We start from the raw sequence: 26,693 nt of genomic DNA, 5'->3' as shown, positions 1-26,693 counted from the left end.
AGACGTCCGAATAAAAAGTCAATATGCTCAGAACAGCACCAGAAGGGGGCCGCCGGATGCCGAAGATCGTTGACCATGACGAACGCAGGCGCGAGGTGCTCTCAGCCGCCCGCCGGGTGATCGTCAGGGACGGCATCGACGCCGCCACGACCCGTGCCATCGCCAAGGAGGCGGGCTACTCCAACGGCGTGCTGGCGCACTACTTCGCCGACAAGGACGAGATCCTGCTGTCGGCACTGCGTCAGTCGCACCAGCGCATCCGCGAGCGGCTGACGCGCAAGATCGAGGGCGTCACCGGCCTCGCCGCACTGCGCGAACTACTGCTGGACAATCTCCCCCTCGACGCGGAACGTACTCAGGAGACGCGTCTGGAGGTCAGCTTCTGGAGCCGCAGCCTGGCCTCGGAGCACCTCGCCGAGGTCCAGCGCGCCGAGGCCGCCGAGCTCCGCACCGCCGTGCGGCGGCTGCTCGGCGAGGCGCGGGTGGCGGGAGAGCTCGCCACCGACGAGAACCTCGACGACGTCGCCGAGCGCCTGCTGGCGTTGGTCGACGGGCTCAGCCTGCATCTGCTGCTCTATCCCGGCCGCCTGGCCCGCGTGGACCTGGAGCGCCTGATGCTCTCCGCCCTCGACCGGCTGTGATCTCTTTAAAGAGAGTTCCATCCTGTACGGCAAGCCGCCCCACCCGCCAACCGCCGCAGATGGCGGGCGTCTGTCCAGGGAGACGCCCGCTGACCGGGCGCAACATCCCGCCGCAACGGCGCTTGGTCACCCGATTCGGCCGTCATCCTCGACCAGAGGCGCCCCGGCCACCCGATCAGCCCTCGGGTAAGGACGCCCCGTCACCGATCCGCCCTCGTCCTCGATCAGAGGCTCAACGTGAATGCCCCCAGTTCCTCCATTCGCCGGAGGAACGGTTCGGCTGGGAATGCCTCTGCCGCGCTGAGGACCCCAGTCTTCTGTGGTCCTTCGCCTCTTGTCAGGCGGATCGCCGCCTCCACCGAGGCCAGGGCGCCGACCCACCAGATGTCGCTCCCCCGCACGTGACCGTTGCGCCCGCCGCCGCCCGGTGAGGTGATCTGGACCGCGATCATGAAGTTGGTCCTGGCCCGGTCGGCGGGCGTGGCGTCCTGGCTGGTGAAGATCTGCTCCTCCTCGAACGTACTGGCCGTGAGCTGCGACTCCACCACTCTGGCGGGGACGTGCCGGGGGATCGTGACCACCTCGCCCGAGGGGAAGGGGGCGATCATCGTGCGTGGTCCGAGTGGCGGCGGGAACGGGAAGACGGTGTTGCGGATCTCCACGGGGCCGACCCGCTGGGCGCCGTCGGCGTACGTCACACGGTCGATCTCGCCGATCAGCAGTTCGGCGGTCTTCACGGCCGCGGGAGTCATCCGCCAGCCCGTCACCGAGTAACCGACCGTTACCCGGTCGACGCCGGGCAGCCCGTCGGCCACGGCGGCGGCGAGCAGGTCGGCGAGGGCGCCGTAGAAGCTCATCTGCGGGATCATCACGATCCCCGCCTGCTGGGCCGGGGCCTGCACGGTGTCGAACAGGTACTTCACCGGATGCGGCTCGATGGCGTGGTCGATGTAGTGGCAACCCGCCGCGACGGCCGCGGTGGCGATCGGCTCGCAGGTCCGGGTGAACGGCCCGGCGCAGTGGATCAGCACGGCGGCGCTCTCGGCCAGCTCGCGCAGAGCCGGCGGGTCGTCGAGGGCGGCCGGATGGGTCCGTACCCGATCCGGTGCGTTGAGTTCGTCCGCGAGCGAGCGCAGGGCCTCCGCGTTGCGCCCGGCCAGCACGATCTCCTGGCCTCGGGAGAGGAGTTCGGTGGCGACCAGGCGGCCGGTGTGTCCGTTGGCTCCGTAGACGGCGATGAGCGGTGCCTTCATGACCAGCTCTCTTCCATACCGAGGGTATGCAACATTTCGAACATAGGTTCAGCCACCGCTGTCGTCAATGGCATTGCCGCAATTCGGACGACCGACTACATTGCCCGCCATGAGCCTCCGCGAGCAGCTGTGCGAGTACGGGCAGAGAGCCGTCGAGCAGGGCCTGGTCATCGGCACGTCGGGCAACCTGAGCGTCCGTCAGGGCGAACTGGTCGCGGTCACCCCGTCCGGGGTCGCGCTCGACCGGCTGACGCCGGAGATGTGCCCGATCGTGGACATCGAGGGCTACCTGGTCGAAGGCGATCTGCAGCCGTCCTCGGAGACCCCGATGCATCTGGCCGTCTACGAGACCACCGCCGCGCAGGCCATCGTCCATACGCACTCGGTGTTCGGGACGGTGGTGGCCACGACGATGACCGAGCTGCCGCCGGTCCACTACAACGCGCTGTTGCTGGGCGGGGTGGTGCGGGTGGCCGAGTACGCGACGTACGGGACGCCGGAGCTGGCGGCCAACGTACGGGCGGCGCTGGAGGGCAGGCAGGCGGCGCTCATGGCCAACCACGGCGGCGTCACCATCGGCGCCACGCTGGAACAGGCCTTCGAGGCGACCCGGCTGCTGGAATGGCTGTGTGAGGTGTATGTGCGGGGGCTGAGCGTCGGCAAGCCCACGATCCTGACCGACGAGCAGCTCGCGGCCGTGGTCGACCGCGCGCTCAACCCCCCGGCCTTCCCCCGCCGCACGCCCTGACGAGCCGGCCACAGAGCCGGTCACAGAGCCGGCCCATGAGCCGGCCGTCACGAGCTACAGGTGTGCCGCCTGTTCCGCCAGTCCCAGCGGCAGGCCGCCCGAGCCCGCGATCTTGTCGTGGAACGACTTCAGCGACCCGTCGTACGACTCCCTGATCCGGTCGATCTCGATCGCCCCCGTCAGGTACGACGGCGCCTGCGTGGGCCAGGCGCAGTACCGGCTGACCTCCCCCTGCGCCGTCCCGGGAGACAGCGACGCCTTCGTCGCCATGAACGTCTCCGCCTCCTCGATCGACATGTCCTCGCAGTGCAGCGCCGTGTCCACCACGATGCGGGCCGCGCGGAAGATGCGGCAGTCCAGGTGCGCCAGCTCGGTGGCGAGCGTGTCGAAGTAGCCCTGCTCGTGCAGCAGCTTCTCGACGTAGAGGGCCCAGCCCTCGGTGAAGTACGGGGTGCGGAACACGTTGCGCACGGTCCGGGTGTTGCTCGCCATGTGCGACAGGTGCCAGTGGTGGCCGGGGTAGGCCTCGTGGACGGCGATCGACGGCATCTGGGCCCGTGAGTTCGTCCGCAGGCGCTGCCGTACCTGCTCCTCGGTGAAGTCGTCAGGCGTGTACGGCACGAAGAACACGCCGGTGCGCGAGCTGCTCAACGGCGGCGGCGCCAGGTAGTGGGCGACGGCGAGGACCGGCCTGGTGTATTCGGCCGAGGGCAGCACCAGGCACTCCTCCCCCTCGGGGAAGGTCACCAGGTCGCGTTCCCTGACGAACTCGCGGGCCCGGCGGGTCTCGGCCTCGTACTCGGCCCGCATGTCGGCCAGCGTGGCGGGGTGGTCGTCCATCAGGGACTCCATCGCGGCCCGCCAGTCCTCGGTGCCGTTGAGCCTCATGGTGACCTCGCGCATCCGCGCGTCCAGCGACGCCCAGGCCGCCTGGCCCTTGCGGTGCAGCTCGGCGGCGTCGTACCCGAGCAGCTCGCGCTCGCGCAGCAGCGTGGAGTAGAGCGGCTCGCCCATCCGCCAGGTGCCGCCGCACTCGAACCCTTCGAGAAAGGCGACGAACGCGTCGAACGCGACGGCGGCCGGCTCGGCGGCGTCCGCGAGCTTCGCGCGCAGGTCGGGGTCCGTCACCATCGACGGGACGGTTCTGGTGAGGAAGTTGCGTCCGGTACGCGCCTGTCCGAGCCCGCGCTGAACGAGCAGCGGCGCGGCGAGATCGGCGTCGAGGTTCGTACGGCAGGCGGCCAGCACGTCGGGCACCTCGCCCAGCCGGGAGACGGCGGCGGACACCAGCTCGGCCTCGGGCTTGAGCCGCCGCTGGAACGGCGTGAACATGGAGGTGAAGATCGCCGACAGGTAGACGGCCGGGTCGCGCCGCCAGTCTGGCCAGGAGGCCAGGGCGATCGAGCCCCTTAACTGCGACAGGACGAGATCCCTGTCGATGGCGTCGTCCGGCGTCGCGGTCTCCAGCCTGGAGAGCCGGTCCAGCCAGAGGATCTCTTCGCGTTCGCGGGCGGCGAAGGCGGCGGCGGTGAAGTCACCGAGCGTGTGATCGTAGCCGTCGGCTCCCAGGTAGCTGGCGACGACGGGACGACCGGAAAAGTACCACTTGAGAAACTCGTCCACGTTCGCACAATATCCTGGGCTTTATGCCCCTTCAGATCACCGGCGCGCTCGGCGACCCCGACCTGATCCGCCTGCCATGGGATGTCCCTCTCACCGACTGGCCGTCGCATCATCTGGTCGACCTCCCGCGCGGTATCTCGCGGCACGTGGTGCGGTTCGTCAGGCTGTCCGGCAAGGTGTACGCGATCAAGGAGATCAGCGAGCGGTACGCCAAACGGGAGTACCAGCTGCTGTGGGACCTGGCCAGGCTCGACGCGCCGTCGGTCGAGCCGATCGCCTACGTCACCGGCCGGGACGAGGGGCTCGACGCGGCGCTGATCACCCGGCACCTGCAGTTCTCGCTGCCGTACCGCGCGGTCATGTCGGGGACGCTGCGGCCCGACACGCTCACCCGGCTGCTGGACGCGCTGGCCGTGCTGCTGGTGCGGCTGCACCTGACCGGTTTCTACTGGGGCGACTGCTCGCTGTCCAACACGCTGTTCCGCAGGGACGCCGGTGCGTTCGCCGCCTACCTCGTGGACGCGGAGACCGGTGAGATGCACCCGATGATCAGTGAGGGCCAGCGGCTCGCCGACATCGACGCCGCGCACACGAACATCTTCGGCGAGATGCTCGACCTGGAGGCCGGCGAGCTGCTGCACCCGTCGATCGACCCGATGGACACCGCCGAGGACATCGTGACCCGCTACCACCGGCTGTGGAACGAGATCACTCAGGACGAGATCATCGAGGAGGTCGACTGGCACCGGGTGGAGCAGCGGATCAGGCGGCTCAACCTGCTGGGCTTCGATGTGGCCGAGATGATGGTCCGGCGCAAGGTCGGCACCGGGCGGCTCATCGTGCGGCCCAAGGTGGTCGACTCCGGGCACCACCAGCGGCGGCTGCTCCGGCTCACCGGCCTCGACGTCGAGGAGAACCAGGCCAGGCGGCTGCTGAACGACCTCGACGGGTTCCGGGTCGCCAAGGGCCTGCGGCACGAGGACGAGGCCATCGTGGCGCACCGGTGGCTGGCCGAGGTGTTCCAGCCGACGGTCGAGGCCATTCCGGCCCGGCTGCGCGGGAAGCTGGAGCCCGCGCAACTGTTCCACGAGGTGCTGGACCACCGGTGGTACCTGTCGGAGGCGGCCGGGGCCGATGTCGGCATCGCGGCCGCGGTGAAGTCGTACGTGGACAAGGTGCTCGTCCACAAGCCCGACGAGAAGGCGCTCCTGCCGGAGGAGCCGGGCGGACTCTCCGAGGAGCCCGCAGAGCTTCAGTAGGCGCATAATGTGAACGAAATTCCTGAATGCCGCGATCAAACAGATGAATTCAGGAAATCTCCGTCGCGGTTAGGTTTTTCTCCTCCCTGGCCGTAGACATCTTCAACTTCATACATATCTCGCTTTATGCGATCACCGCGCTGCCATCCATCGCTCCTACGCTGTCTCAGTCCTCACGACGGCGTGGGAGGGTGCACGTGCTGGGACTGGACGACTGCCTGACCGAGGTCATGGCGATACCAGGGGCATTGGACGCGATGCTCCTCGACCAGACGAGCGGCATGGCCGTGGCCATCAGCGGGCCGCCGCAGGGTGTGGACGCCGAGCGCTCCGCCGCCGCCCTGACCGAGACGCTGCGCGCGACGACGGATGGCCTGTCCCGTTCGTGCCCGGGCGAGACGGTCCGCATTGACGACATGTTGGTTACTACCGACAAAGGCCATCACTTACTCAGGATGCTGGAAACGGTATTCGAGGGGCCGCTCATCATTTACCTGCGCCTCGACTTGGAACGGTCGAACCTCGCCCTGGCGCGCTATCGCCTGCAAGCCATCTCCAGCCAGTTTCTGACCTGAGCCATGGCACCGCTGGACACGCTCCTCGCCGGTCTCGCCCGTGAACGTTCCACGGGCGCCCTCCGCGTGGGCCGAGCCGGGACGATCTTCCTCAGTGAGGGCCGCGTCACGTACATGGAGTGCGCCCACACGCCCGGCGTCGAGCGCGTGCTGGCGGCGCGGGGGCGGCTGCCGGAGACCGCGCTGCGCCGGTTGCAGGCCGACGGGGGCTGCGCCCGGCTGCTGGAAGAAGGGCCCGTCACGCTGGGCGAGCTGCAGTACTGCGTGCTCGCGGCGGTCCTGGACGCCGCGTTCTTCCTGCTGCCGGCCGGTGGGAACCGGCCGAAGTTCCGGCCCGGCGAGCAGCACTGGCTGGGCGGGCAGTGGTACTTCGACGTGGCGGGGCTGATGCGCGAGTGCGCGCGCCGCCGGGCCTATCTCGCGCAGATCTGGCCGTCCGCCCAGCTGGACACGGCGCCGGTACGGCCGCTGCCGCGGCTGCCGGGGAACGGGGTGACGCTGGACTCGGTCCAGTGGGAGGTCGTCACCGGGGCCGATGCCGAGGCGACACCGCTTGACCTGGCCAAACGACTCGGCAGGTCGGGCTATTCGGTGCTGCTGGCCGTACGGAGGATGGCCGCGGCCGGGCTGCTGGCACCACCTCAAGAGCCCGCCAAAGACGGCCCGTACAAGGGCGCGACCACAACACGGGCCACCAAGGAAGGCACGGCACGGCACGCGGCAGGCGCCCCAGACGACGCGACAGAAGCCCCCGAAGACGGCGCGGCGCAGGCCGTCGTGGATCGGCGGGGCGCGCTGCCGCGGCGGGTGCGTGGCTCGGCGGATCAGCGGCCACCACACGATTCCGATGCCCGGGGGCTGCCGCTCGGCCCGCCGATCTCGGCGGACCCCACGGACCTGGCCCTGCTGATGCGCCTGAAGAAGGCACTGGAGGAGCTGTCATGAGGTTCCTCCGCCCGCAAAGGAGGCCACCGGTGAAGCTGTGTGAAGAGGTGCTGAGGGAGATGGTTCTCCTGCGCGAGCGCACCCCGGACATCAGCGGGAGCGTCGCCTGCACGGTCGACGGCATGACCATCGCCTGCGACAACGGCGGCAGAGCCAACGGCAACAGCGAGCAGACCGCCGCGTTGTCGGCGGCGTTGCTCGCGCTGAGCAGGCGAATGACGATCATGACGTGCCAGGGCGTACTGGAGGAGACGCTCATCTCCGGCACCGCCGGCTTCGCCGCCTTCTACGCGGCGGGCCCCACCATCGTCCTCACAGTCCTGGCTGAGCCCGGCACCAATCTCGGGCTCCTCCGGCTGGAGGGCCGCAAGACGGCGGCCAGCGTGGCCGCCATCGCAGCACGGATTCACTGACCTTGAACGGAGGAAGGCATGGCCAGCATGGACGTCTCTCTCAAGGAGATGATGACGATCGACGGCTCGATCGGAGCGGCGATCGTCGACCACGGCAGCGGCATGGCGCTGGGCGCGCTCGGCGGTTCGAAGGACCTGGATCTCCAGGTCGCCGCGGCGGGTAACACGGAAGTGGTCAAGGCCAAGCTGCGCACGATGGACTCGCTGGGGCTCAAGGAATCCATCGAGGACATCCTGATCACGCTCAGCGGCCAGTACCACATCATCCGGCCGATCACCGGACGCGGCGGCAAGGGGCTGTTCCTCTATCTCGCCATGGACCGGGGGCGGGCCAACCTGGCGATGGCCAGGCACCAGCTACGCGGCATCGAGGAGAAGCTGGAGGTCTGACAGACCCGGTGGCTCGCGTACGGGCGCGGCGAACGCGAGCCACCGTCCTCCAGCGCTCTCCGGCAGGTCAGCCGGTGGTGAGCTTGGTGATGGCGTCGACGATCTCCGGCCAGAGCGGTTTGGGCAGATCGTGGCCCATGCCGGGGAACGTCAGCAGCCTGGCGCCCGGGATCGCCGCCGCCGTGGCCAGGCCACCGGCGACCGGGACGAGCCGGTCGGCCTCGCCGTGGATGACCAGGGTGGGCACGCCCACTGTGCCGAGCTGTTCCGTACGGTCGCCGGAAGCCAGGATCGCGGCCAGTTGGCGGGTCGTGCCCGGCGGGTCGAAGCTCCGGTCGTACGCCTGGCCGGACATCCGGACGATGCGCTCCCGGTCCAGGTCGAAGCCGGGCGAGCCGATCACGGACCAAGTCGCCAGGGCCTGGGCGAGGACGCCCGCCCGATCGGCCGCGGGCGGTGCGAGCAGCACCGCGCTGGCCTCCGGCGTGGGCGGGGCCACGTCCGGGCCGGGAGTCGACATGATCGAGGTGAGGGTCAGCACGCGTTCGGGGTGCCGGATGGCGAGCGTCTGGGCGATCATCCCGCCCATCGAGGCGCCCACCACATGGGCGGCGGTCCAGCCGAGGGCGTCCATCAGCCCGGCGGCGTCGTCGGCCATGTCGTCCAGCAAATACGACGAGGACGTCCCCAATGCGGGAACGCCCTCGTCGTGCAGGTGCGTGGAGAGTCCGGCGTCACGGTTGTCGAACCTGACGACGTGATGGCCCTGCTCCGCCAGGAGCTCGCAGAGCTCGTCGTCCCAGTGGATGAGCTGGGCGCCGAGCCCCATGATGAGGAGCAGGGGACGTCCGTCGGACGAGCCGAAGGTCTCGTAGGCGATCTGGATGCCGTTGGCGACTGCATGCTTGGTCACGGGATCAGAATGACATTCTGTTTCCCGCGAAGCAAAGACCGACAGGCCGTCAGCGCTGGAGGAGGAGCTTACGACCGACCATCACGCCGCCGCCGACGATCGCCAGCCCGGCCCCCACCACGGCGCCGTCGAGAGCGACGCTCTTGTCGGCCACCGGCACCGCGGGCACGTTGGCGCCCGGAGCCTGCTTGGGGGTCGTCTTCTGAGCCGTGACGATCTTCGGGGGCTTGGCGGGGTTGTGGTCCACGCGGGCGTAGGCACCGGTGGAGAAGGCGACCGGGTAGTTCTTCTTGCCCGGGCCGTTGCCCCACTTGGTGATGATGTAGTCGACCTTGATGTGGCCCTTGCCGCCGTTGCCGTCCACACCCAGCGTGCTGGAGTTGAAGCGGCCGCCGGTCAGGTCGGCGAAGGTCTTGGCGTCGAGGTCGAGCATGACACCGCTGGAGGACGGCACGCCCGGGCCGCGGTCACCGACGAAGAAGGGCATCTTCTTGCCCTTGTAGACAACGTAGCCCTCTGTCATGAGCGGCCAGCTCGGGCTGGCGGCGAGACGCTTCTGCATGGGCTTGCCGCTGGCCGGCAGTCCGGTGTCCCCGGCGCGACCGGAGGAGTCGTCCCAGAAGTAGGACGCCGTGGTCGAACCCTTGAGCAGGACCTTCTTGTCAGTGCCGGAGTCGGCGTGTGCGGCGGTGGCGGCTCCGATGGACAGAGCGCCGACGAGGGCGGCAGTGAGCATGGCAGAGCGAACAGACATGGAGCAGCAAAGTCCTTTATACGGGTACAGGGGGAGAGAGCGCTCGCAGCAGAAAGGCGTAGCCGGGCGGAGTGCCTAACGGTCGCTACGCGGAGCGCGGGAAGAGCTTGGGGGAAGGTGCCGGTCAGTCGTGGGCGGATGACAACACGCGGACGGGCGGCACGGCAGGAAGGTAACGCATGCGGTAGGTGTCCTCTCCATCTCGCCTACCGGGTTAGCTGACGGGTTCGGGCGTGGAGATGCCCTACCGACCGACTGTGGTCGGATTCACCCCTAAGGAACGGTGGTTCCCCGGTTCTCGCCTGAGCGGGATTCGGCGCCTGCCGGTCGGCGCCTCTCTGCTGAAGCGCCTGGTCACCGGCTGGTAACTGTCATGGACTATATGGAGATAATCGGACAAAGGCAAACATAAGCCCATGAATCGGGCGAAGATCTACCTAGGAGGTCAAGAAAAAAGAGGGGTACGGCATGCCGTACCCCTCGAAAAGCCCTTGTCAGCCGCCGCTCTTCCGCCTGAAAGAACGCTTACTGGCGGCGGGCCCGTGAGCGCCGTGAATCTTGGAAGGGTCGTTGCCCCTGCCACCCGCGCTCGAGTCGGCGTGCTGTCCGCGCTTGCGCTCCAGCGCCTCGCGGAACTTGCGCTTCATCTCGTCCTCGGGAGTTTCGTCGACTTCCGGCTCCGGTGTTTCCGCCATGAGGACCTCCTGGTGTTGGGGACAAGGACAGCTTCCCATGGCGTCGCTCAGGACGCGAAACCAGCCTCGACCTTGGGCTGTGAAGCTTGCCGGTCGATGCGCGCGCCGGGCATGGCGATCAGGGCGACCAGCGCTATGAGGGCGCCCGCGACGCCCAGCGAGGGAATGACCAGGGCCGCGGCCGAGGCGTGCGCGGCGGCCAGCCCGTGCAGCGGCGCCTCTGTGGTGATCTCGGAAGTGTACGCGGTGCCGGCGAGCGCCAGCGCGACCGAGCCGCCGATCTGGCGGAAGAAGGTCAGGTTGGCCGAGGCCGTGCCGATGTACTGGGGCGGCACCGAGGACTGCACGGCCACCGTCAGGCCGGAGAGCATCGGGCCCATGCCGAGGCCGATCAGCGCCATCCACCCGACGAGCACCCAGGGCGGCGTGTCCAGCGTCAGACCAGAGCACAGCAGCGCGCCCACCGCCAGCAGGAACGGCGCCGCCACCAGCCACGGCTTGTAGACGCGCGTGCGGCTCATCAGCGCGCCCATGACGACGCTGCCCACCACCATGGCCAGGGTCAGCGGGTAGATCCGCAGCCCCGACTCGGTCGCGGTGGCGCCGAGCGCCTCCTGGAAGTAACGCGGCAGGAACACCACTCCGGCGAACATGCAGAAGGCGGTGAAGAACGACGTCACGTTGACCAGCGTGTACGTACGGTTACGGAACAGGTGCAACGGCATGATGGGCGCCTCGGCCCGCCTCTCCACCACCACGAACACCACCAGCAACGCCAGAGCCAGCACGATCGGCCCGACCACCGGCACGCTGGTCCAGGTGTGGGCGTCGAGCCCCTTCTCGGTCAGGCCGATGAGCAGCGCGCTGATGGCCACCGTGAACACCCCGATGCCCAGGTAGTCCGGCCGCCCGCCGCCGTGCCCCGGCTGTCGCGGCAGGCGCAGCACGATGATCCCGATCAGCACCAGGCCGATCGGCACGTTCACATAGAAGGCCCAGCGCCAGCTCGCGTGGTCGGTGAAGAGCCCGCCCAGGAAAGGCCCGGCGAGGTAGCTGAGCGCCATCACCCCGCCCATCGCCCCCTGCACCCGGGCCCCGCCCTTGTCCGGCGGGAACAGTTCGATCACCAGGGCGATCGACAGCGGCAACAGCGCGCCCGCGCCCAGGCCCTGCAGCGCGCGGAACAGGATGAGCTGGGTCATGTCCTGGGCCACCCCGCACAGCGCGGACCCCACGAGGAACACGGACATGCCGGTGAGCAGCAGCGGCTTCCTGCCGTGCTGGTCCGACAGCCTTCCATAGAGGGGCACGGTCACGGTCGAGGTCAGCAGGTACGCCGTGACCACCCAGGTGTAGAGATCGGTGCCGCCCAGCTCCGCGGTGATCCGGGGCAGGGCAGTGCCGACGATCGTCTGGTCGAGCATCGCCAGGAACATGCCGCCGAGCACGGCGACCAACAGGAGGCCATCGCCTCCGCGCTTCGTGTCAGTATTCACGCGTGGAGATTGACATGTAAGAACTGACATGTCAAGACTTCGCTATGCTCAGGTACATGTCCCTACGGATCGCACTGCTCGGGCTCCTCGACGCCACGGGGCCGGCCAGCGGTTACGACCTGGCGAAATCATTCGAGCGGTCGCTCAATCACGTCTGGCAGGCCGGGCACACGCAGATCTACCCGGAGCTGGTGAAGATGGCCGCCGACGGGCTGGTGGCGGTCGAGTCTGAGGGGGCACGCGGGCGGAAGCTCTACGCGATCACGCCTGAGGGCGCGAGCCAGCTCCGCTCCTGGCTGGTCGAGCGTGAGCCGAGCTCCGCGACACGCAGCGAGGTGGCGCTCCAGGCGTTCCTGCTCCCGCTGCTCGACCGGGAGTCGGCGATCGCGGTGGTCGAGCGGATCAGGGCGCGGTTCGCGGAGCGGCTGGCCGTCCTGGAGTGCAAGCCCAAGGACACCCCGGGTTTCGGCCGGTACGCGCTCCGCCTGGGTCTCACCCAGGGCCATGCGGGTCTCGCCTGGGCCGACGAGACCCTGGCCGAACTACGGGGCGCGTCCGACGGCTGAAAGCGGTGGTCAGGCGAGAGCGGCCAGCTCGTCGGCGGTGAGGACGAGGTCGGCCGCGGCGGCCGAGTCCACGATGGTCTCCGGCCTGCTGGCGCCGGGGATGGGGATCACCACCGGGCTGCGCGCCAGCTCCCAGGCGAGGCAGACCTGCTGCGGCGTCACGCCCCGCTCCGCCGCCACCCTGGCGAACGCCGCGTGCTGCCCGCCGAGCTCCGACGCCGAGCTGATGCCGCCCAGCGGCGACCACGGCAGGAACGCCAGCCCCAGCTCCTCGCACACGTCGATCTCCGGCTCACTGGAACGGAACCGCGGCGAGTACTGGTTCTGCACACTGGCCAGCCGCCCGCCGAGGATCTCGTGGGCGAGCCTGATCTGCTCCGGGTTCGCGTTGGAGATGCCCGCCATCACGATCTTCCCGGCGTCGAGCAGGTCGCGCAGGCCGCCGATCGTCTCCTCGTACGGCACGGCGGGGTCGGGCCGGTGGTGCTGATAGAGCCCGATCGCCTCCACCCCCAGCGCCTTCAATGAGCGGTCGCACGCCTCGGCCAGGTAGTCGGGCCGGCCGTTGACCTGCCAGCCGCCGTCCACCGTGCGGGTGTGGCCGCCCTTGGTGGCCACGAGCACCCCGCTGGTGTCGCCGGTCCAGCTCGCCAGGGCCTTGGCCACGATCCGCTCGTTGTGACCCACCTGGTCGGACGACGGCGTGTAGGCGTCGGCCGTGTCGATGAGGGTGACTCCGGCGTCGAGCGCCGCGTGAATGGTCCTGATCGACTGTGCTTCGTCGGGCATGTGCCCGTGTACGGACATGGGCATGGCGCCGAGCCCGATGGCGCCTACAGGGGTCTGGCCGATAAGTCGCGTATTCATGCACCCCATCCTCCCCAAGCGCCGAAATGACGCCGCAGCGGGGGCACTCTCCCCCGTCAGGCGCCGGTGAAACGGATGGTCACGTGTGAGCCGCGCCCTGGCCCTCAGTCGCGGACGTTCTCCGCCAGCCGGGTCAGGACCTGCTCGAACGCGGTGATCTGCTCCTCGCTGAGCCCGGCCCGCAGGCGCGCGTCGAAGGCGATCGCCACCTCGCGCAACCGGTGGAACAGCTGCTCCCCTTCCTCGGTCAGCTCCACCACGTGGACGCGCCGGTTGGCGGGGTCCCGGCGGCGGGTCAGCAACCCGCCGCTCTCCATCGCGTTGAGGTGGTGGGTCAGCGTCGCCCCCTGGATGCCCACCGCCTCGGCTAGCTCGCGCTGGTTGCCCAGTTGCCGGGACTTGATCGAGATGAGGATCTGCCAGATCGGCGCCGACCCGCCGACGGCGGCGAGCGCGTCGTCGAAGGCTCGGCTCGCCGCCCTGGCGGTGTTGGTGAGCCGCAGGCCGATCGGTGCCCGAAAGGGTGACGTCATGCCGCCCACTTTAGCAGTGGCATCTAATCGTTTGACATCTAATGCTTCGATATCTATCGTCTAAGGCATGAAACCGAACTCTTCGCTCAGTGGCAAGGTCGCGGTCGTGGCGGGAGCCAGCCGCGGCATCGGCGCCGTCACGGCTCACGCTCTGGCCCGGGCGGGCGCCGCCGTGGTGCTCGGCGCCCGTGACAAGCAGGCAGTGGAGCAGGTCGCCGCGGACATACGCTTCGACGGCGGGCAGGCGCTCGGCGTACCCCTCGATGTCGGCGACGTGGCGTCGAACGAGTGGTTCGTGCGGCAGGCGCTGGACACCTTCGGCCGGCTGGACGCGGCCTTCAACAACGCCACCGACGGGCCGATGCCCGCGCCGCTGGCCGACATCGATCCGGACGAGTTCGACCGGGGCATCCGGACGAACGTGCGCGGCACCTTCCTCGGCATGAAGTACCAGATTCCCGCCATGCTCGCCTCCGGCGGCGGCTCGATCGTCAACATGGCCTCGCTCGCCGGGATCCAGGGCCACTCCGGCCTGTCCGCGTACGTGGCGGGCAAGGCCGGGATCATCGGGCTGACGAAGGTGGCCGCGCTCGACTACGCCGACCAGGGCATCCGCGTCAACGTGGTCGCCCCCGGGCCGATCCTCACCCACCATCTGGAGGCGGCGGGCGCGGAGGCGCAGCGCCTGGCGGGGCTGTCGACGCCCATGCGGCGCATCGGCCGGTCCGACGAGGTGGCCGCGGCCGTCGTGTGGCTCTGTTCCGACCAGTCGTCGTTCATCACCGGAGTGACACTGCCCATCGACGGTGGGCAGGCGGCGGGCAGCAAGCCGCCGCGTATGTACCGCCAGGGCGAACCCATGGAGAGGCAGGAGGCCTGATCATGACCATCGACCAGCAGCTCGACGAACTCGGCAGGCAGTGGATGGAGGCGGAGCTCAGCGGCGACGCCGAAGCCCTCGACGCGCTCGCCGTCACCGACTTCACGCTCGTGGGGCCGCTCGGCTTCATCCTCGTCAAGGACCAGTGGGTGTCGCGCTTCCGCGAGGGCGCCCTGGTCATGCACGAGATGAGCTGGACGGACGTCACCGTACGGGAGTACGGCGACACGGCCGTGGCGATCGGCGTGCTGACGCAGCGGGCCTCATACCAGGGCACGTCGGCCGACGGGCGCTTCCGCGTCACGCAGATCACGGTCAGGGACGGGGATCGGCGCCGGCTGGCGGGTCTCCACTACAGCCCGATCGCCGCCCCACCAGGGCGCCCCTGACCCACGGGAGATCAGCGGCCGGGGTTGTCGAAGATCGTCTGGGTGGCGGCGAAGGTCTGGGCGCTCACGTCTTCCTCGGCCTGCCGGGCCGCCTCCATGAGAGCGTCGGACAGCGCCTCGGAGCCCAGCCGCATCGCGCGCGGCGCGATGCGCACGCTCGCCAGCCCCCCGCTCGGCAGGACCTCGACCGTCACCTGCCCGTCCGCCGCCACGCCGCGCCCCCTGGCCGACTCCAGACGGCGCCCCACCTCCTCTAGCTGCGCCGTCTGCGCGGCGAGCTGTGCCAGCGCCCGGTCGATCTCCGGATCGCCGCTCGTGGGTATGGTCATGCCGGCTCCTTATCGGTGGAGGATGAACGCCCGGGGGGCGTGCGCCATGGCGGATCGGAGCGACCCCTGGACGGACATCTCCCCATTGGCGACCAGGGCGTAGAGAGTGGCCGCCGACGTGGTCCGCCGGAAGAAATTGCCCATCGGACCGGTGCCGAGCATGGTCTCGGTGAACCTGGTGGCCGGGATGAACTTGCGTACGTCGCGCAGGGCCTTGATGCCGCCGTCATAGGCCAGCTCGGCGACGAAGTGCTTGCCCGCGTACTCCCACAGGTTGCCCATCGGCTGGCCGGTGGCGGCGGAGCTCGCCGCGTGCACGCCGGTCTTCACCGTGGCCCACACGACCGAGTCGGCCACGGCGTCGAGCCCCTCGCGCACCGCGTACGTGCCCACGTTGAACTTGCCCACCTTCGCGGCCAGGACGGTCTTCATCAACTTCTGGAAGATCGTCTTCTCCAGTCTGGCCCGCGCCACGAGCCACTTGAACACCCCCTCGGCCGCGATCCTGGCCCCCGGGTAGAGATAGCCGAACATCATGGTGAACGCCATGGCGGCGAGCTGGGTTCCGATGATCATGAGCTGGTCGCGGTGTTCCTCCACCGCCTCGGCGTAGTCGTCGCAGCCGTCGGCCATCTCGTTCAGCGCCGCCACCATGGCGGCGTAGCGGGGGGCGAGCTGGTCGGGCCACACGTCCGCGAAACGGTCGACCGAGCGGCTGTCGTTCGTCTCGCGCACGGCGGCGACTCCGCTCGCCGTGTGCTGCGCGAGCGTGCCGATCGCCTTGGCGAACTCACGCAGCTCCGTCGCGCGGGCCCGCAGGTTGGACACGTCCGCCACCGGCACGTGTACCTGGGCGAAATAGGCGAGCGCCTGGAACGGATCGAACATCAGGCACCTTCCCTGGCCGGTGGGGTCACGGGAATCGGGGCGTCGGGAAGGTCCAGGGCCGCGGGCAGGGTCGCGATGATGTCCTGCTCCAGGTAATGCCAGAGTTTCCGGAAATCGCGGAGGTTGCCGGCTGTCGTGAAGTTCTTTTCGGCGATGGCGTCCATGTGATGGGTCAGGGCGGTGTAGCCGGCGTGGTACCACTCGGCGAAATCGCGGCCCTCGTCGTCGCCGCCGACAAGGGCGGAGGTGTCTCCCAGCTTCCAGGAGTTCAGGCGGCGCTCGACGACGTCGTCGCCCAGTTTGTCGAAGAGTCCGGCGAGCTCGCGAATGGACGCCCAGTCGATCTGCACCCGGTCCGAAGCGCCCGGCCGGTGGGTCGGGGTTGGCGTTGGGGTGGGGGTCGGGGTGTACGTCGGGGAGGGTCTCGGTGTGGGGATCGGCGTGTACGGAGGGGTGCTTGACGTCGGGCTCGACGGCGTGGGGGTGCTCGGCGGAGTAGGCGTGGGGGTGTCCGACGGAGTTGGCGTGGGGGTGTCCGACGGAGTTGGCGTGGGAGTCGGGGTCGCCGTGTCCGACGGGGTTGGGGTCGGCGTCGGCGTGTCCGTCGGAGTGGGTGTTGGCGTAGCGGTGTCCGTAGGCGTGGGTGTTGGGGTGTCCGACGCGGTGGGGCTGGGAGTGCCCGTGGGACTGGGCTCCTCGGTTGGATCCGCCATTTACGCTCCCCCATTACAAACACGTTAATTTACGGACATAAGCACCTTAGTGATGTAAAATTACTCACACGTTAATAAATCCGTCGCCGCGGTTAATTTGTGCGCGCAATAAACTGCCCAGCCGATCCACCAATTCGTGTTCGGCGACGCCGCGCACGGCCGATGCCTCGACCCGCTCGCACACCTCGGCCGCGTCGGTGAGCCCGACGGTCGCACAGCTGCCCCTCAACCGGTGCGCGAGCGAGGCGGCTCGGGCCAGGTCTTCCTCGTGTACGGCCTGGAGGAGCTCGTCATAGACCCCCATGGCCGTCGAGCGGAACGCTTCGGCGATCGCCGCGACCTCCGCCCGCGACAGCCCCGCCAGCTCCGGCGGGAGCTCTGGCGCGGCGGCCCAGAACGGCACCTGGGTCAGGACGTACTGCCAGTCCACGGGCTTGGCGAGGTGGTCGTCCATGCCTGCCTCCAGGCATCGGAGCCGGTCGTCCGGCATCGCCGCCGCGGTCATCGCGATGATCGGCGTACGCGGCTCCTCGCGCCGCCTGATCTCGGCGGTCGCGGCCAGGCCGTCGAGCACCGGCAGCTGGCAGTCCATGAAGACCAGGTCGTACCCGCCGGAGAGCACCGCCGCCACGGCCTGCCTCCCGTCGGCGACGGAGTCGACGTGATGGCCCGCCTTCCGCAGCACGAGCACGGCCACCTGACGACTCACCTCGTCGTCCTCGGCCACCAGGATCCGGACCGACGCCACACCCGGCGCCTCGACCGAAACGATCGCAGGCCCTGGCGCGAGGTCCGACGCGGGGGCCAGCCCGGCGCTCTGCGCGGAGGGCAGCCCGGCGGCCTGCGCGAAGGGCAGCCCGACGGCCTGCGCGAAGGGCAGCCCGACGGCCTGCGCGGGGGCCAGCGCAAGGGCCGACGCAGGACCCAGCGCGGCGCCCTGCGCAGGGTCCAGCGCACGGGCCGACCCCAGCACCTGCGTGTGGGCCGACCCGGGGACCAACGTCGCGCCCGGTGTGGGGGCCAGTGCGTTCTCCACGGCGGCCAGCAAGCGGCGGCGGCTGAGCGGCCGGGTCATCGACTGCACGGTCCGCTCGGCCACCGAGATCGGCCAGGCGCGCCCCAGCCGCCCCGGCGTGACGAGCACGACGACGCTGGCGTCACGAAGCAGCGGATCGGTCAGCACCCCGCCGGTCGGCAGTTCGTCGGCCGCCACCCCGTTGGTCGGCACGTTGTCGGCCGCCACCCCGTTGGTCGGCACCTCGTCGGCCGGCACCCCGCAGACCCGCCCCCCGTCGGTCGCCACCCCGTTGGCCCGTACCCCATCGGCCGCCACCCCGTCGACCAGCGTGGAGTCGGCATTCGTGGCGCAGAGGTCGAGGTCGATCACCGTCAGGTCGAACGGGCGGCCCGCTGCGGCGGCGGTGCGCAGGGCGGTCAGCGCGGTCGGGCCGTCGGATGCCGTCGACACCACGAGCCCGGCGTCGTCCAGGATGCGGGCGGCGAGCGCGAGGTCTTCCGGCCGGGTGTCGGCGACGAGGACCCGCCGGCCGCGCAGCTCGGGCGCGGCCGGGGCCGACCAGGTCAGCACGTCCACCGGCAGCGTGACCCAGAACCGGCTGCCCACCCCCTCGACGCTGTCCAGCCCGATCTCGCCGCCCATCAGCTCGGTGAGCTGCCTGCTGATGGCCAGGCCGAGACCGCTGCCGCCGGTCCGCCGGGTGATCGGGGAGTCGACCTGGCGGAAGATGCCGAAGACCCGTTCAAGGTCGCCCTGCCCGACGCCCACACCGGTGTCGGTCACCGTGAACCGCAGCGTGACCCGGTCATCGCCGGGACCGCCTTCGTCGAGGGTCACCTCCAGGTCGACGCCGCCCTGGACGGTGAACTTCAGCGCGTTGCCGACGACGTTGGTGAGCACCTGCCCGAGCCGTACCGGATCGCCGATCACCTGTTGGGGCAGGCTGTCGCCGAGCCGCGAGGTGAGCCAGAGTCCCTGCTGGTAGGCGTGCGGCGCGAACGGGGCCACCACCTCGTCGCAGAGCCGGGGCAGGTCGAACGGCACCGACTCCACCTGCAGATGCCCAGCCTCGATCTTCGACAGGTCGAGGAAGTCGTCGAGCAGCCGGAGCAGGCTCCGCGCGGACTCCTGGGCCGTGCTCGCGTAGTGGCGCTGCTCGCCGTCGAGCCGGGTCTCCAGCAGCAGGGAGTTCATGCCGAGCACGCCGTTGATCGGGGTGCGGATCTCATGGCTGATCTTGGCGAGGAACTCGGACTTGGCGCCGGACGCGCTCACCGCCTCGTCCCGGGCGGCGGCCAGCTCGGCCGCGTACCGGGCGAGTGTCCGCTGCGCCCGGCGCCGGCCGCGCGTGGTGTGGATCTGCAGGCCCAGCCCGATGAGGATCAGCAGCGCCAGGACGGCGGCGATCGACAGCACCCGTACCCGGAGCTGCTCGGCCGAGGCGAGCGCCGTGTCGGCGGGCACCTCGGCGGTGACCGTCCAGCCGACGTCGGGGATGGGCTCCGAGGCCGACAGCACCTTGCCGTCGGGGCCCTGGTGGGTGGTGAAGAGGGTACGGCCGGCCAGTGCCGCGTCCACTCTGGGGTCCTCGCGCAGGGAGGTGAGGGCGTAGAGCTTCCGGCCGGGGTCGGCGACGAGCACCCCTGACTGGTCGGTGATCAGCAACCGGATTCCCTGCGCCTCGGCGGCCTGAGACGCGAAGTCCTGGATGGCGTCCAGGCTGTAGACGACGGCCAGGACGCCCAGCACGCTCTTGCCGTCGGCGCTCGGGATCGCCGCGGCCGCCGCTACGGCCCTGGACACGCCGCGCATCGTGGGCGTGTAGGCCTGGGAGACGTACGGCTGCGGGCGGTCGCGGACGGAGACGTACCAGTCGGTACTGCTCACGTCCTGGGGCAGCACGCTCGTCGGCTCGGCGCCGGCGATGTCGCCGCGCGGCCCGATCACGATCACGCCGCCGACTCCGGCGCGCATCCTGGCCAGCTCCTCGCGGAACTCGATCATGGTGTCGCGGCTCGCCGGCTTCCCGGAGGTCACCGCGGCGCGTACCGCGGGCTGCTGAGCGAACGCGCTGACGAGCTGCTTGAGCGAGCCCAGCTGCTGCTCCACCACGACCCGGCTGACCGAGGCGGTGGTCCGCACCCGGTCGCCGACCTCGTCACCGACGGCGTCCGCCGACAGCGTGATGCTGGACGACGTCAGCAGCGCCAGCGGGAGCAGGCCGAGCAGAATCCACAGTGCCGTCACTGCCAGGAGCCATCCACGGTCTCTCACCAGCGTCACCTCCCCCTGCGGCTCGCGTACACAGTAGGAGGCGAGAGCGTCGCGCGAAGCCCCGCGCTGAGCAAAAGGAGCAGAATGCGATTTGTTGTAACACAACGTCCCTAAGATGCCCGCGTCGATCACAGTCGAGCTAGGAGTGTGGCGATGCCTGGAGCGGCGGACATCACCGTTCTCATCGTGGACGACGACCCGGTCGTGACCGCCGCGCTGCACGCCCAGGTGAACCGCGTCTCCGGGTTCAAGGTGGTGGGGATCGCGCACACCGGCCAGGTGGCGCTCGCCGCCGCCCACCGGTTCGCGCCGCGGCTGGTGCTGCTCGACCTCCACCTGCCCGACCTGCCCGGGCTCGAGGTCGCGCACCGGCTGCGGCGCCCGGACCAGCCGCCCACCGACGTGATCGTGATCTCCGGCCACAAGGAGTCGGCCGCGGTGCGCGCGGCCATGCAGCGCGGCGCCCTGTACTACCTGGTCAAGCCGACCAGGGCCGGGATTCTGGAGCAGACGCTGCTGCGGTACGCGGCGACGGTCGAGCAGCTCGGCTCGGACGGCAGGTTCGTCGAGCAGCAGGAGATCGACCGGATCTTCCGCTCGCTGCATCTGGACGCCTCTCCCCGGGCGAAGAGCATCTCGGCGGCGACTGAGCAGGCGGTGCTCGACGGGCTGGCCGCGGTCGAGGACGATCTGTCGGCGTACGAGCTGGCCGAGGCCATCGGGGTCAGCAGGGCGACCGCCCGCCGCTATCTGGAGCACCTGGTCGAGCGGGGGCAGGTCGAGGCCCGGCTGAGGTACGGGCCGACGGGCCGCCCGCAGCACCGGTACTGGGTGCGGTGAAGCCGGTCCGTGCGCTGCTCGCCGTACTCGCCTGCCTGGCACTGGCGGCCTGCGGCTCCTCCGGGGAGCCCGCGTTCCCCGAGAACTCCACGATGGCCCGCGTCCAGCGGAGCGGCATGCTCACGGTGGGGATCAAGTTCGACTATCCGCTGTTCGGGTTCAAGGACCCGGACAGCGGGCGGATCACCGGGTTCGACGCGGAGATGGCCAGACTGGTCGCCAAGGACCTGACCGGCAACGAGCGCAACGTCCGGTTCGTCGAGACCCTGCCGGTGCAGCGCGAGGACTTCCTGCGGCAGGGGGTGGTGGACATCGTCGTCGCGACGTACTCCATCACGCCGGCCAGGAGCCGGATCGTCGGCTTCACCGATCCCTATTACTACGCCGGGCAGGACGTGCTGGTCAGGGCCGGGGACGAGCGCATCGGCGGCGTGGCGGACCTCGACGGCCGGGCGGTGTGCACGACCACCGGCTCCACCTCCCTGGACCGGCTGCGCGAACGCGTGCCCGGCGCCCGGCTGGTGATCGTCGACAACTCCAGCGAATGCGTGCCCGCGCTCACGGCCGGGCGCATCGACGCGATCAGCACCGACGACACGATCCTGCTCGGCCTGGTGAAACGGCGCCCGGGCGCGCTCCGGCTGGTCGGCAGGCCGTTCGGCCGCGAACCGTACGGCATCGGCGTCCGCAAGGAGGACGTCGCCTTCCGCGACTACCTCAGCGGCCTGATCGGGCGCTATCTGCGCGACGGGCAGTGGGATCGGGCCTTCAGGGACACCATCGGCCTGTCCGGCGCGACCGCCACGCAGGCCAAGCCGCCGGTCAATCGCTAACCGGCCCGCCGATCACTGAGCAGAACGCGCACAACCCTCTGCGTGACACATGCCGTTCCTAACGTTGCGCCAACGCGGACGGAAGGAGCGTTACCCGTGTCCGAGCAGGGGCTGGTCGTCCTCGACCAAGTCAACAAACGCTATGGCGATCATCACGTACTCAGGGACGTCGAGCTGAGCGTACGGCGGGGCGAGGTCGTGGTGATCATCGGCCCGTCGGGCGCCGGCAAGTCCACCCTGTGCCGCGCGATCAACCGGCTGGAGACCATCGACTCCGGCACCATCCTGATCGACGGCACGCCGCTGCCCGAAGAGGGGCGGCAACTGGCCAAACTGCGGGCCGAGGTCGGCATGGTGTTCCAGTCGTTCAACCTGTTCGCGCACAAGACGGTCCTGGAGAACGTCGTGCTGGGGCAGGTCCACGTGCTGAAGAAGAGCAGGGCGGACGCCGAGAAGAAGGCGTACGAACTGCTGGAGCGCGTCGGCATCGGCGGCCAGGCGGCGAAGTTCCCCGCGCAGCTGTCGGGTGGCCAGCAGCAGCGCGTCGCGATCGCCCGCGCGCTGGCCATGGAGCCGAAGGTGCTCCTGTTCGACGAACCCACCTCGGCCCTCGACCCGGAGATGGTCAACGAGGTGCTGGAGGTGATGACGGCGCTCGCCCGTGAGGGCATGACCATGGTCGTCGTCACCCATGAGATGGGCTTCGCCCGCCGGGCCGCGGACCGTGTGGTGTTCATGGCCGACGGCGAGATCGTCGAGCAGAACGCCCCCGACGACTTCTTCGGCACCCCGCGCAGTGAGCGCGCCAAGTCGTTCCTCGCCAAGATCCTCACTCACTAAGGACGCGTCATGTTTGGAAGATCCCTTTACGCGATGTTCGCCGTCGTCGCCCTCACCGCCACCGCCACCGCGTGCGGCGGCGGCCAGGCGAGCTACGACTCGGTCGTGGACAAGGCCAAGAACGACAAGAAGCTGGTCATCGGGGTGAAGGCCGACCAGCCGGGGCTCGGTCTGCGGACGCCGGACGGCACCTTCTCCGGGTTCGACATCGAGATCGCCAAGTACGTGGCCAAGTCGCTGGGCGTCGAGGCCAAGGACATCACGTTCAAGGAGACGGTGTCGGCCAACCGGGAGGCGTTCCTGCAGCAGGGCCAGGTGGACATGGTGGTGGCGACGTACTCCATCAACGACGCGCGCAAGCAGAAGGTCTCCTTCGCCGGGCCGTACTTCGTGGCCGGTCAGGACCTGCTGGTCAGGGCGGACGACGCGACGCTGACCGGGCCCGACGCGCTGAACGGCAAGAAGCTGTGCTCGGTCGCCGGGTCGACGTCGGCGCAGAAGGTCAAGGACAGCTATGCCAAGGAGGTGCAGTTGCAGGAGGAGCGGACCTACTCCGCGTGCGTGGACCGGGTGCTCGGCGGGCAGCTCGACGCGATCACCACGGACAACGTGATCCTCGCCGGGTACGCCGCGCAGCACACCGGCAAGCTCAAGGTGGTCGGCAAGCCGTTCAGCACGGAGAAGTACGGCATCGGGCTCAAGAAGGACGACTCGGCGGGCCGCAAGGCCGTCAACGAGGCGCTGACCAAGATGTTCGCCGACGGTAGCTGGAAGAAGGCGCTGGAGACCAGCTTCGGCGGAGCCGGCTTCACCGTCCCGGAGGCCCCGAAGCTGGAGCAGTACTGATCATGGACGCGCTGCTCCTGGAGTGGGACACCGTCGTCGCGGCCTTCTGGATGACCGTGCGGCTGACGGCGGTGAGCGCGCTCGGCTCGCTGGTGCTCGGCACGCTGCTGACGGCCATGCGCGTCGCGCCGCTGGCGACCCTGCGCCGTACCGCCACCGTCTACGTGGCCGTGGCCCGCAACACCCCGCTGACGCTGGTGCTGCTGTTCATCGGCCTCGGCGTCGGCGCGAACCTGGGCGTGGAGCTCTCGTCCGACATCGCGACCAACAACTTCTGGCTGGCCTGCCTCGGCCTGACCGCCTACACCTCGGCGTTCGTCTGCGAGGCGCTGCGCTCGGGCATCAACACGGTGCCGGTCGGCCAGGCCGAGGCCGCCCGCTCGCTCGGGCTCGGCTTCCTCCAGACGCTGCGGCTGATCACGCTGCCGCAGGCGTTCCGCGCGGTCGTCGCGCCGCTGGGCAGCATCCTGATCGCGCTGACCAAGAACACCACGATCGCGCTCGTGGTGGGCGTGAGCGAGGCGTCGGTGCGGATGCGGGAGATGATCGAGACGTACGGGGATCAGGTGATGCAGATCTTCCTCGGGTTCGCGGCCGGGTTCGTGCTGCTGTGCCTGCCCATGGGCCTGCTGTTCGGCTGGCTGTCGCGGCGGCTGGCGGTGGCCCGGTGAGCTACGCCAACCTCTACGAGCCGCCGGGGCCGCGCGGCGCGCGCCGCAACCGGGTGCTGGCCGGGGTCATCGCGCTGGTGCTGCTGGCGCTGGCCTATGTGATCTATGTACGGTTCGACGCCAAGGAGCAGTGGTCGGCCGCCAAGTGGACGCCGTTCCTGCGGCCGGAGGTGTGGACCACCTTCATCCTGCCGGGACTGGCCGGAACGCTGGCCGCGGCGCTGGCGGGCGTCGTGCTGGCGGGCCTGTTCGGGCTGGTCTTCGCGACGGCCCGCCTCTCGGACCACCGGTGGATCCGGTGGCCGGCGGCGGCCGTGGTCGAGTTCTTCCGGGCCGTACCGCTGCTGCTGCTCATCTTCTTCGCGTTCTTCGGCTCCTACGTTCTCATCGGGGTGAACGTCTCGGCCTTCACGGCCGTGGTGTTCGGGCTGACCTTCTACAACGGGTCGGTGATCGCCGAGATCATCCGGGCCGGGGTGCTGAGCCTGCCCCGGGGCCAGGCGGAGGCGGCCCACGCGATCGGGCTGCGCAAGGGGCAGGTCATGCGGCTGGTGCTGCTGCCGCAGGCGTTCCGGGCCATGATGCCGGCCGTGATCAGCCAGTTCGTGGTGCTGCTGAAGGATTCGGCGCTCGGGCTGATCGTGGGTTACGACGAGCTGGTGGACCGGGGGCTGAACGGGATCGCGGCCAACTTCTCGAACATCATCCCGGCGGCCATCCTCATCGCGGCCATCTTCATCGGCATCAACCTGTCGCTGGACCGGCTCGCCCACCGGCTCAGTCGGCGGTGACCAGCCAGCAACGACTCCCCCTTCTTCGCCCCCTTGATCTTCCCCACTCTGCCGATGGGTGTTGAAGCCCTGGTCACGGCCGCCCTCACCTGGCTGCGCCCTTGACGCGCGCCGTCACTCTCGCCCCAGACTCCGTAGGTACGCCGCCACGCGGTGCTTGCCGCCGTGCTCGGCCCAGCCGAGGGGGGTCGAGTCGTACGCGGTGTCCTTGATCGTGGAGTCGGCGCCGAGCTCGATCAGTGTCCTGGCCGTCTCGACGTCGTCGTTCCAGGCCGCCGCGTGCAGCGGGGTGGAACCATGCAGATGGTTGACGTCGAAGCCGAGACCGGCGAGCAGCCGCACCGCCGCGGGCTTGCGCCGCTCGGCCGCGCTGCTGATCAGCTCGGGGGATCGGGCGAGCGCCCGTGCCAGCGGTTGCGGGCCGAGTCCGGCCACCGCCTCGGCGTCGGCGCGCATGCAGGCGGCGGTGAACGTGTCCGTCTCGTCCATCACCGCCGAGGCGCCGGCCGCGGCGAGCGACTCCGCGACCTCGGTGTGACCGTTCAGCAGGGCGAGCTCGTACGGCGTGCGTCCGCCGTACGCCGGATGCCCGCCCAGGCCGTCCACCTCGGCGCCGTGTGCCAGGAGCAGCCGGGCCCGCCGCGGACAGCCCCGCAGAGCGGCGGTGGCCAGTTCGTCGCGCATGAGCTGTCGCGGAGACTGCAGCGTCGGTCCCATCCGGGCCTGCCACGGCCCGCCGTCACCGCGGCCCAGCCCGAACTCCAGCAGCAGCTCAAGGTGAGTGGTGTCGTCGGGGCAGGCGCCGCCGAGCCCGCGGTTGTACAGGGTCTGGCTGTCGTTGGCGTCCGCCCCGGCCTCCAGCAGCAGTCTGGCCAGCGCCAGGCCCTGCGGATGCGGCGGCTGATGGCCCTCTCCGCCGCCGAACGCGCCCGTGAGCGCGGTGAACGGCGAGGGCAGCCCGTCCCACAGGAATCCGGCGTTCGGGTCGGCGCCGTGCTTGAGGAGGAGCCGGGCCGCTGCTACATGGCTGCCGGGAGTATCGAGCCGCGCGTAGGCCAGGTACAGCAGCGGCTCCCACGCGAAGGGGCCGCCCTGCGCCCGGGCCAGCCCCGGATTCTCGGCCAGGGCGTCGGCCAGCGCATCGGCCGAGCCGGTGGCCGCCATCGTGAAGACGTTCGTGGTGGGCAACCGCGGATGCCGGGCCAGCAGCAGGTCGGCGTCCTCGGTCCGGCCCGGGTAGTCCGTGCCATAGGTGAGGCAGGCGAGCCGCAGGAACTCCTCCGGCAACTCTTCCCTCGGCGCGACCCGGTGCGGCGACCGGGAGTAGCGCTCGACGGTGCCGATGTGCTCTTTCAGCCTGGGCCAGCTCGCGAAGCCGTACATGCGGGCGGTGACGAGTTGCGCGTCGGACAGCTTGAGCGTCTCCGGAGTTCGGGGATGGAACTCATTGACGAGCCCGAGCGCCTCAGGAACTCCCGCCTTCACCAACCGCAGGAGTGTCTTGGCCTGCTTGCGGAGCTGTTCGATGCTGGGGTTGTCGGGCAAGCGATGGACAGGCATGAAAGCCTCCTTTCCGTCTGGCCTGGGGTCCGCATGATCAGGCTGGAAAAGAGGTCGGGCCGGGTCGTTCGATGAGCATCAGGTGGGCTTAGCCCTTCCCGCGGACCGGTGGCGCCCTGGGCGCGCGCCACCCAGCCTACTCCTCATCGC

Annotated in this window: 29 protein-coding genes and 1 riboswitch; of the genes, 16 read left to right on the top strand and 13 right to left on the bottom strand. The window is 69.7% G+C overall.

Features of this window, described 5'->3' with window-relative positions:
• The first annotated feature begins 56 nt into the window (after positions 1-56).
• On the top strand, positions 57-641 hold the full coding sequence (locus ACGFNP_RS42270) for a TetR/AcrR family transcriptional regulator (RefSeq protein ID WP_358322627.1): 585 nt from the start codon (positions 57-59) through the stop codon (positions 639-641).
• A gap of 224 nt (positions 642-865) precedes the next feature.
• Here ACGFNP_RS42270 and ACGFNP_RS42265 read toward each other — a convergent pair whose 3' ends face one another.
• Positions 866-1,894: a saccharopine dehydrogenase NADP-binding domain-containing protein gene (locus tag ACGFNP_RS42265; protein ID WP_358322630.1), complete on the bottom strand. Its 1,029-nt coding sequence runs from the start codon at positions 1,892-1,894 to the stop codon at positions 866-868.
• A gap of 109 nt (positions 1,895-2,003) precedes the next feature.
• On the opposite strand from ACGFNP_RS42265, the gene ACGFNP_RS42260 reads away from it, so the two are divergent.
• Entirely contained in the window at positions 2,004-2,642 is a 639-nt protein-coding gene (locus ACGFNP_RS42260; RefSeq protein WP_219530306.1) for a class II aldolase/adducin family protein, read from the top strand.
• A 54-nt stretch (positions 2,643-2,696) separates the two neighbouring features.
• On the opposite strand, the gene ACGFNP_RS42255 is transcribed toward ACGFNP_RS42260, so the two are convergent.
• On the bottom strand, positions 2,697-4,265 hold the full coding sequence (locus ACGFNP_RS42255) for a DUF885 domain-containing protein (protein WP_393328460.1): 1,569 nt from the start codon (positions 4,263-4,265) through the stop codon (positions 2,697-2,699).
• Between the two features lie 23 nt (positions 4,266-4,288).
• On the opposite strand from ACGFNP_RS42255, the gene ACGFNP_RS42250 reads away from it, so the two are divergent.
• The 5 genes from ACGFNP_RS42250 to ACGFNP_RS42230 all read left to right on the top strand — a co-directional run bounded on the left by ACGFNP_RS42250 (position 4,289) and on the right by ACGFNP_RS42230 (position 7,847).
• A complete protein-coding gene (locus ACGFNP_RS42250) occupies positions 4,289-5,524 on the top strand; it encodes a DUF4032 domain-containing protein (protein WP_358322639.1) in 1,236 nt (411 codons plus the stop codon).
• Between the two features lie 197 nt (positions 5,525-5,721).
• Positions 5,722-6,099, top strand: coding sequence for a roadblock/LC7 domain-containing protein (locus tag ACGFNP_RS42245; protein WP_358322642.1), 378 nt, complete (start codon positions 5,722-5,724; stop codon positions 6,097-6,099).
• 3 nt (positions 6,100-6,102) lie between these two features.
• Positions 6,103-7,044, top strand: a complete 942-nt coding sequence (locus ACGFNP_RS42240; protein ID WP_393328456.1) for a hypothetical protein — start codon at positions 6,103-6,105, stop codon at positions 7,042-7,044.
• A 29-nt stretch (positions 7,045-7,073) separates the two neighbouring features.
• On the top strand, positions 7,074-7,457 hold the full coding sequence (locus tag ACGFNP_RS42235; RefSeq protein WP_393328453.1) for a roadblock/LC7 domain-containing protein: 384 nt from the start codon (positions 7,074-7,076) through the stop codon (positions 7,455-7,457).
• Positions 7,458-7,475: 18 nt separating this feature from the next.
• Positions 7,476-7,847, top strand: a complete 372-nt coding sequence (locus tag ACGFNP_RS42230) for a hypothetical protein (RefSeq protein WP_358322651.1) — start codon at positions 7,476-7,478, stop codon at positions 7,845-7,847.
• A gap of 67 nt (positions 7,848-7,914) precedes the next feature.
• On the opposite strand, the gene ACGFNP_RS42225 is transcribed toward ACGFNP_RS42230, so the two are convergent.
• The 4 genes from ACGFNP_RS42225 to ACGFNP_RS42210 all read right to left on the bottom strand — a co-directional run bounded on the left by ACGFNP_RS42225 (position 7,915) and on the right by ACGFNP_RS42210 (position 11,705).
• Positions 7,915-8,760 carry an alpha/beta hydrolase gene (locus tag ACGFNP_RS42225; protein WP_358322654.1) on the bottom strand — a complete coding sequence of 282 codons (846 nt, stop codon included), beginning with the start codon at positions 8,758-8,760 and terminating at the stop codon, positions 7,915-7,917.
• A 49-nt stretch (positions 8,761-8,809) separates the two neighbouring features.
• Positions 8,810-9,514 carry a hypothetical protein gene (locus ACGFNP_RS42220; protein WP_358322657.1) on the bottom strand — a complete coding sequence of 235 codons (705 nt, stop codon included), beginning with the start codon at positions 9,512-9,514 and terminating at the stop codon, positions 8,810-8,812.
• Positions 9,515-9,702: 188 nt separating this feature from the next.
• Positions 9,703-9,843, bottom strand: a riboswitch (cyclic di-AMP (ydaO/yuaA leader).
• A 165-nt stretch (positions 9,844-10,008) separates the two neighbouring features.
• Positions 10,009-10,209: a DUF5302 domain-containing protein gene (locus ACGFNP_RS42215; protein WP_214637144.1), complete on the bottom strand. Its 201-nt coding sequence runs from the start codon at positions 10,207-10,209 to the stop codon at positions 10,009-10,011.
• Between the two features lie 47 nt (positions 10,210-10,256).
• On the bottom strand, positions 10,257-11,705 hold the full coding sequence (locus tag ACGFNP_RS42210) for an MDR family MFS transporter (protein WP_393328449.1): 1,449 nt from the start codon (positions 11,703-11,705) through the stop codon (positions 10,257-10,259).
• Positions 11,706-11,761: 56 nt separating this feature from the next.
• On the opposite strand from ACGFNP_RS42210, the gene ACGFNP_RS42205 reads away from it, so the two are divergent.
• Positions 11,762-12,271 (top strand): PadR family transcriptional regulator, encoded by a 510-nt coding sequence (locus tag ACGFNP_RS42205; protein ID WP_393328446.1) that lies wholly within the window; start codon positions 11,762-11,764, stop codon positions 12,269-12,271.
• A gap of 9 nt (positions 12,272-12,280) precedes the next feature.
• Here ACGFNP_RS42205 and ACGFNP_RS42200 read toward each other — a convergent pair whose 3' ends face one another.
• Together ACGFNP_RS42200 and ACGFNP_RS42195 are read right to left on the bottom strand one after the other, a co-directional pair.
• Complete coding sequence (locus tag ACGFNP_RS42200) at positions 12,281-13,138, bottom strand: aldo/keto reductase (protein WP_358322665.1); 858 nt, start codon at positions 13,136-13,138, stop codon at positions 12,281-12,283.
• 104 nt (positions 13,139-13,242) lie between these two features.
• Positions 13,243-13,671: a MarR family winged helix-turn-helix transcriptional regulator gene (locus ACGFNP_RS42195; protein ID WP_358322668.1), complete on the bottom strand. Its 429-nt coding sequence runs from the start codon at positions 13,669-13,671 to the stop codon at positions 13,243-13,245.
• A gap of 67 nt (positions 13,672-13,738) precedes the next feature.
• Between ACGFNP_RS42195 and ACGFNP_RS42190 the strand changes: the two genes are divergently transcribed.
• Positions 13,739-14,551: a glucose 1-dehydrogenase gene (locus ACGFNP_RS42190; RefSeq protein WP_358322671.1), complete on the top strand. Its 813-nt coding sequence runs from the start codon at positions 13,739-13,741 to the stop codon at positions 14,549-14,551.
• Between the two features lie 2 nt (positions 14,552-14,553).
• A complete protein-coding gene (locus ACGFNP_RS42185) occupies positions 14,554-14,940 on the top strand; it encodes a nuclear transport factor 2 family protein (protein ID WP_393328443.1) in 387 nt (128 codons plus the stop codon).
• Between the two features lie 11 nt (positions 14,941-14,951).
• Here ACGFNP_RS42185 and ACGFNP_RS42180 read toward each other — a convergent pair whose 3' ends face one another.
• The 4 genes from ACGFNP_RS42180 to ACGFNP_RS42165 form a co-directional block, all read right to left on the bottom strand.
• A complete protein-coding gene (locus ACGFNP_RS42180; protein WP_358322676.1) occupies positions 14,952-15,269 on the bottom strand; it encodes a YbaB/EbfC family nucleoid-associated protein in 318 nt (105 codons plus the stop codon).
• A 9-nt stretch (positions 15,270-15,278) separates the two neighbouring features.
• Complete coding sequence (locus ACGFNP_RS42175; protein ID WP_358322679.1) at positions 15,279-16,157, bottom strand: hypothetical protein; 879 nt, start codon at positions 16,155-16,157, stop codon at positions 15,279-15,281.
• On the bottom strand, positions 16,157-16,507 hold the full coding sequence (locus ACGFNP_RS42170; protein ID WP_358322682.1) for a hypothetical protein: 351 nt from the start codon (positions 16,505-16,507) through the stop codon (positions 16,157-16,159). The genes ACGFNP_RS42175 and ACGFNP_RS42170 overlap by 1 nt, the downstream gene beginning before the upstream one ends.
• 427 nt (positions 16,508-16,934) lie before the next feature.
• Complete coding sequence (locus ACGFNP_RS42165; protein WP_393328438.1) at positions 16,935-20,162, bottom strand: response regulator; 3,228 nt, start codon at positions 20,160-20,162, stop codon at positions 16,935-16,937.
• A 153-nt stretch (positions 20,163-20,315) separates the two neighbouring features.
• Between ACGFNP_RS42165 and ACGFNP_RS42160 the strand changes: the two genes are divergently transcribed.
• From ACGFNP_RS42160 to ACGFNP_RS42135, 6 genes are all read left to right on the top strand, one after another.
• On the top strand, positions 20,316-21,002 hold the full coding sequence (locus ACGFNP_RS42160) for a response regulator (RefSeq protein ID WP_358322686.1): 687 nt from the start codon (positions 20,316-20,318) through the stop codon (positions 21,000-21,002).
• Positions 20,999-21,835, top strand: coding sequence for a glutamate ABC transporter substrate-binding protein (locus tag ACGFNP_RS42155; RefSeq protein ID WP_393328435.1), 837 nt, complete (start codon positions 20,999-21,001; stop codon positions 21,833-21,835). The genes ACGFNP_RS42160 and ACGFNP_RS42155 overlap by 4 nt, the downstream gene beginning before the upstream one ends.
• A gap of 96 nt (positions 21,836-21,931) precedes the next feature.
• Positions 21,932-22,675, top strand: a complete 744-nt coding sequence (locus ACGFNP_RS42150) for an amino acid ABC transporter ATP-binding protein (RefSeq protein ID WP_358322691.1) — start codon at positions 21,932-21,934, stop codon at positions 22,673-22,675.
• A gap of 9 nt (positions 22,676-22,684) precedes the next feature.
• Entirely contained in the window at positions 22,685-23,521 is an 837-nt protein-coding gene (locus tag ACGFNP_RS42145; protein ID WP_358322693.1) for a glutamate ABC transporter substrate-binding protein, read from the top strand.
• A gap of 2 nt (positions 23,522-23,523) precedes the next feature.
• Positions 23,524-24,192, top strand: a complete 669-nt coding sequence (locus ACGFNP_RS42140) for an amino acid ABC transporter permease (RefSeq protein WP_358322695.1) — start codon at positions 23,524-23,526, stop codon at positions 24,190-24,192.
• Positions 24,189-24,983, top strand: coding sequence for an amino acid ABC transporter permease (locus ACGFNP_RS42135; protein ID WP_393328431.1), 795 nt, complete (start codon positions 24,189-24,191; stop codon positions 24,981-24,983). The genes ACGFNP_RS42140 and ACGFNP_RS42135 overlap by 4 nt, the downstream gene beginning before the upstream one ends.
• A 114-nt stretch (positions 24,984-25,097) precedes the next feature.
• On the opposite strand, the gene ACGFNP_RS42130 is transcribed toward ACGFNP_RS42135, so the two are convergent.
• Positions 25,098-26,543, bottom strand: a complete 1,446-nt coding sequence (locus ACGFNP_RS42130) for an ankyrin repeat domain-containing protein (protein WP_393328428.1) — start codon at positions 26,541-26,543, stop codon at positions 25,098-25,100.
• Positions 26,544-26,693 lie beyond the last annotated feature (150 nt).

Source organism: Nonomuraea sp. NPDC049269 (genome assembly GCF_043197155.1).
In the GTDB taxonomy this organism is placed as follows: Bacteria; Actinomycetota; Actinomycetes; order Streptosporangiales; family Streptosporangiaceae; genus Nonomuraea.
The sequence above is the reverse complement of the archived record's forward strand: the minus strand, read 5'-3'. Positions and strand labels throughout refer to the sequence as shown.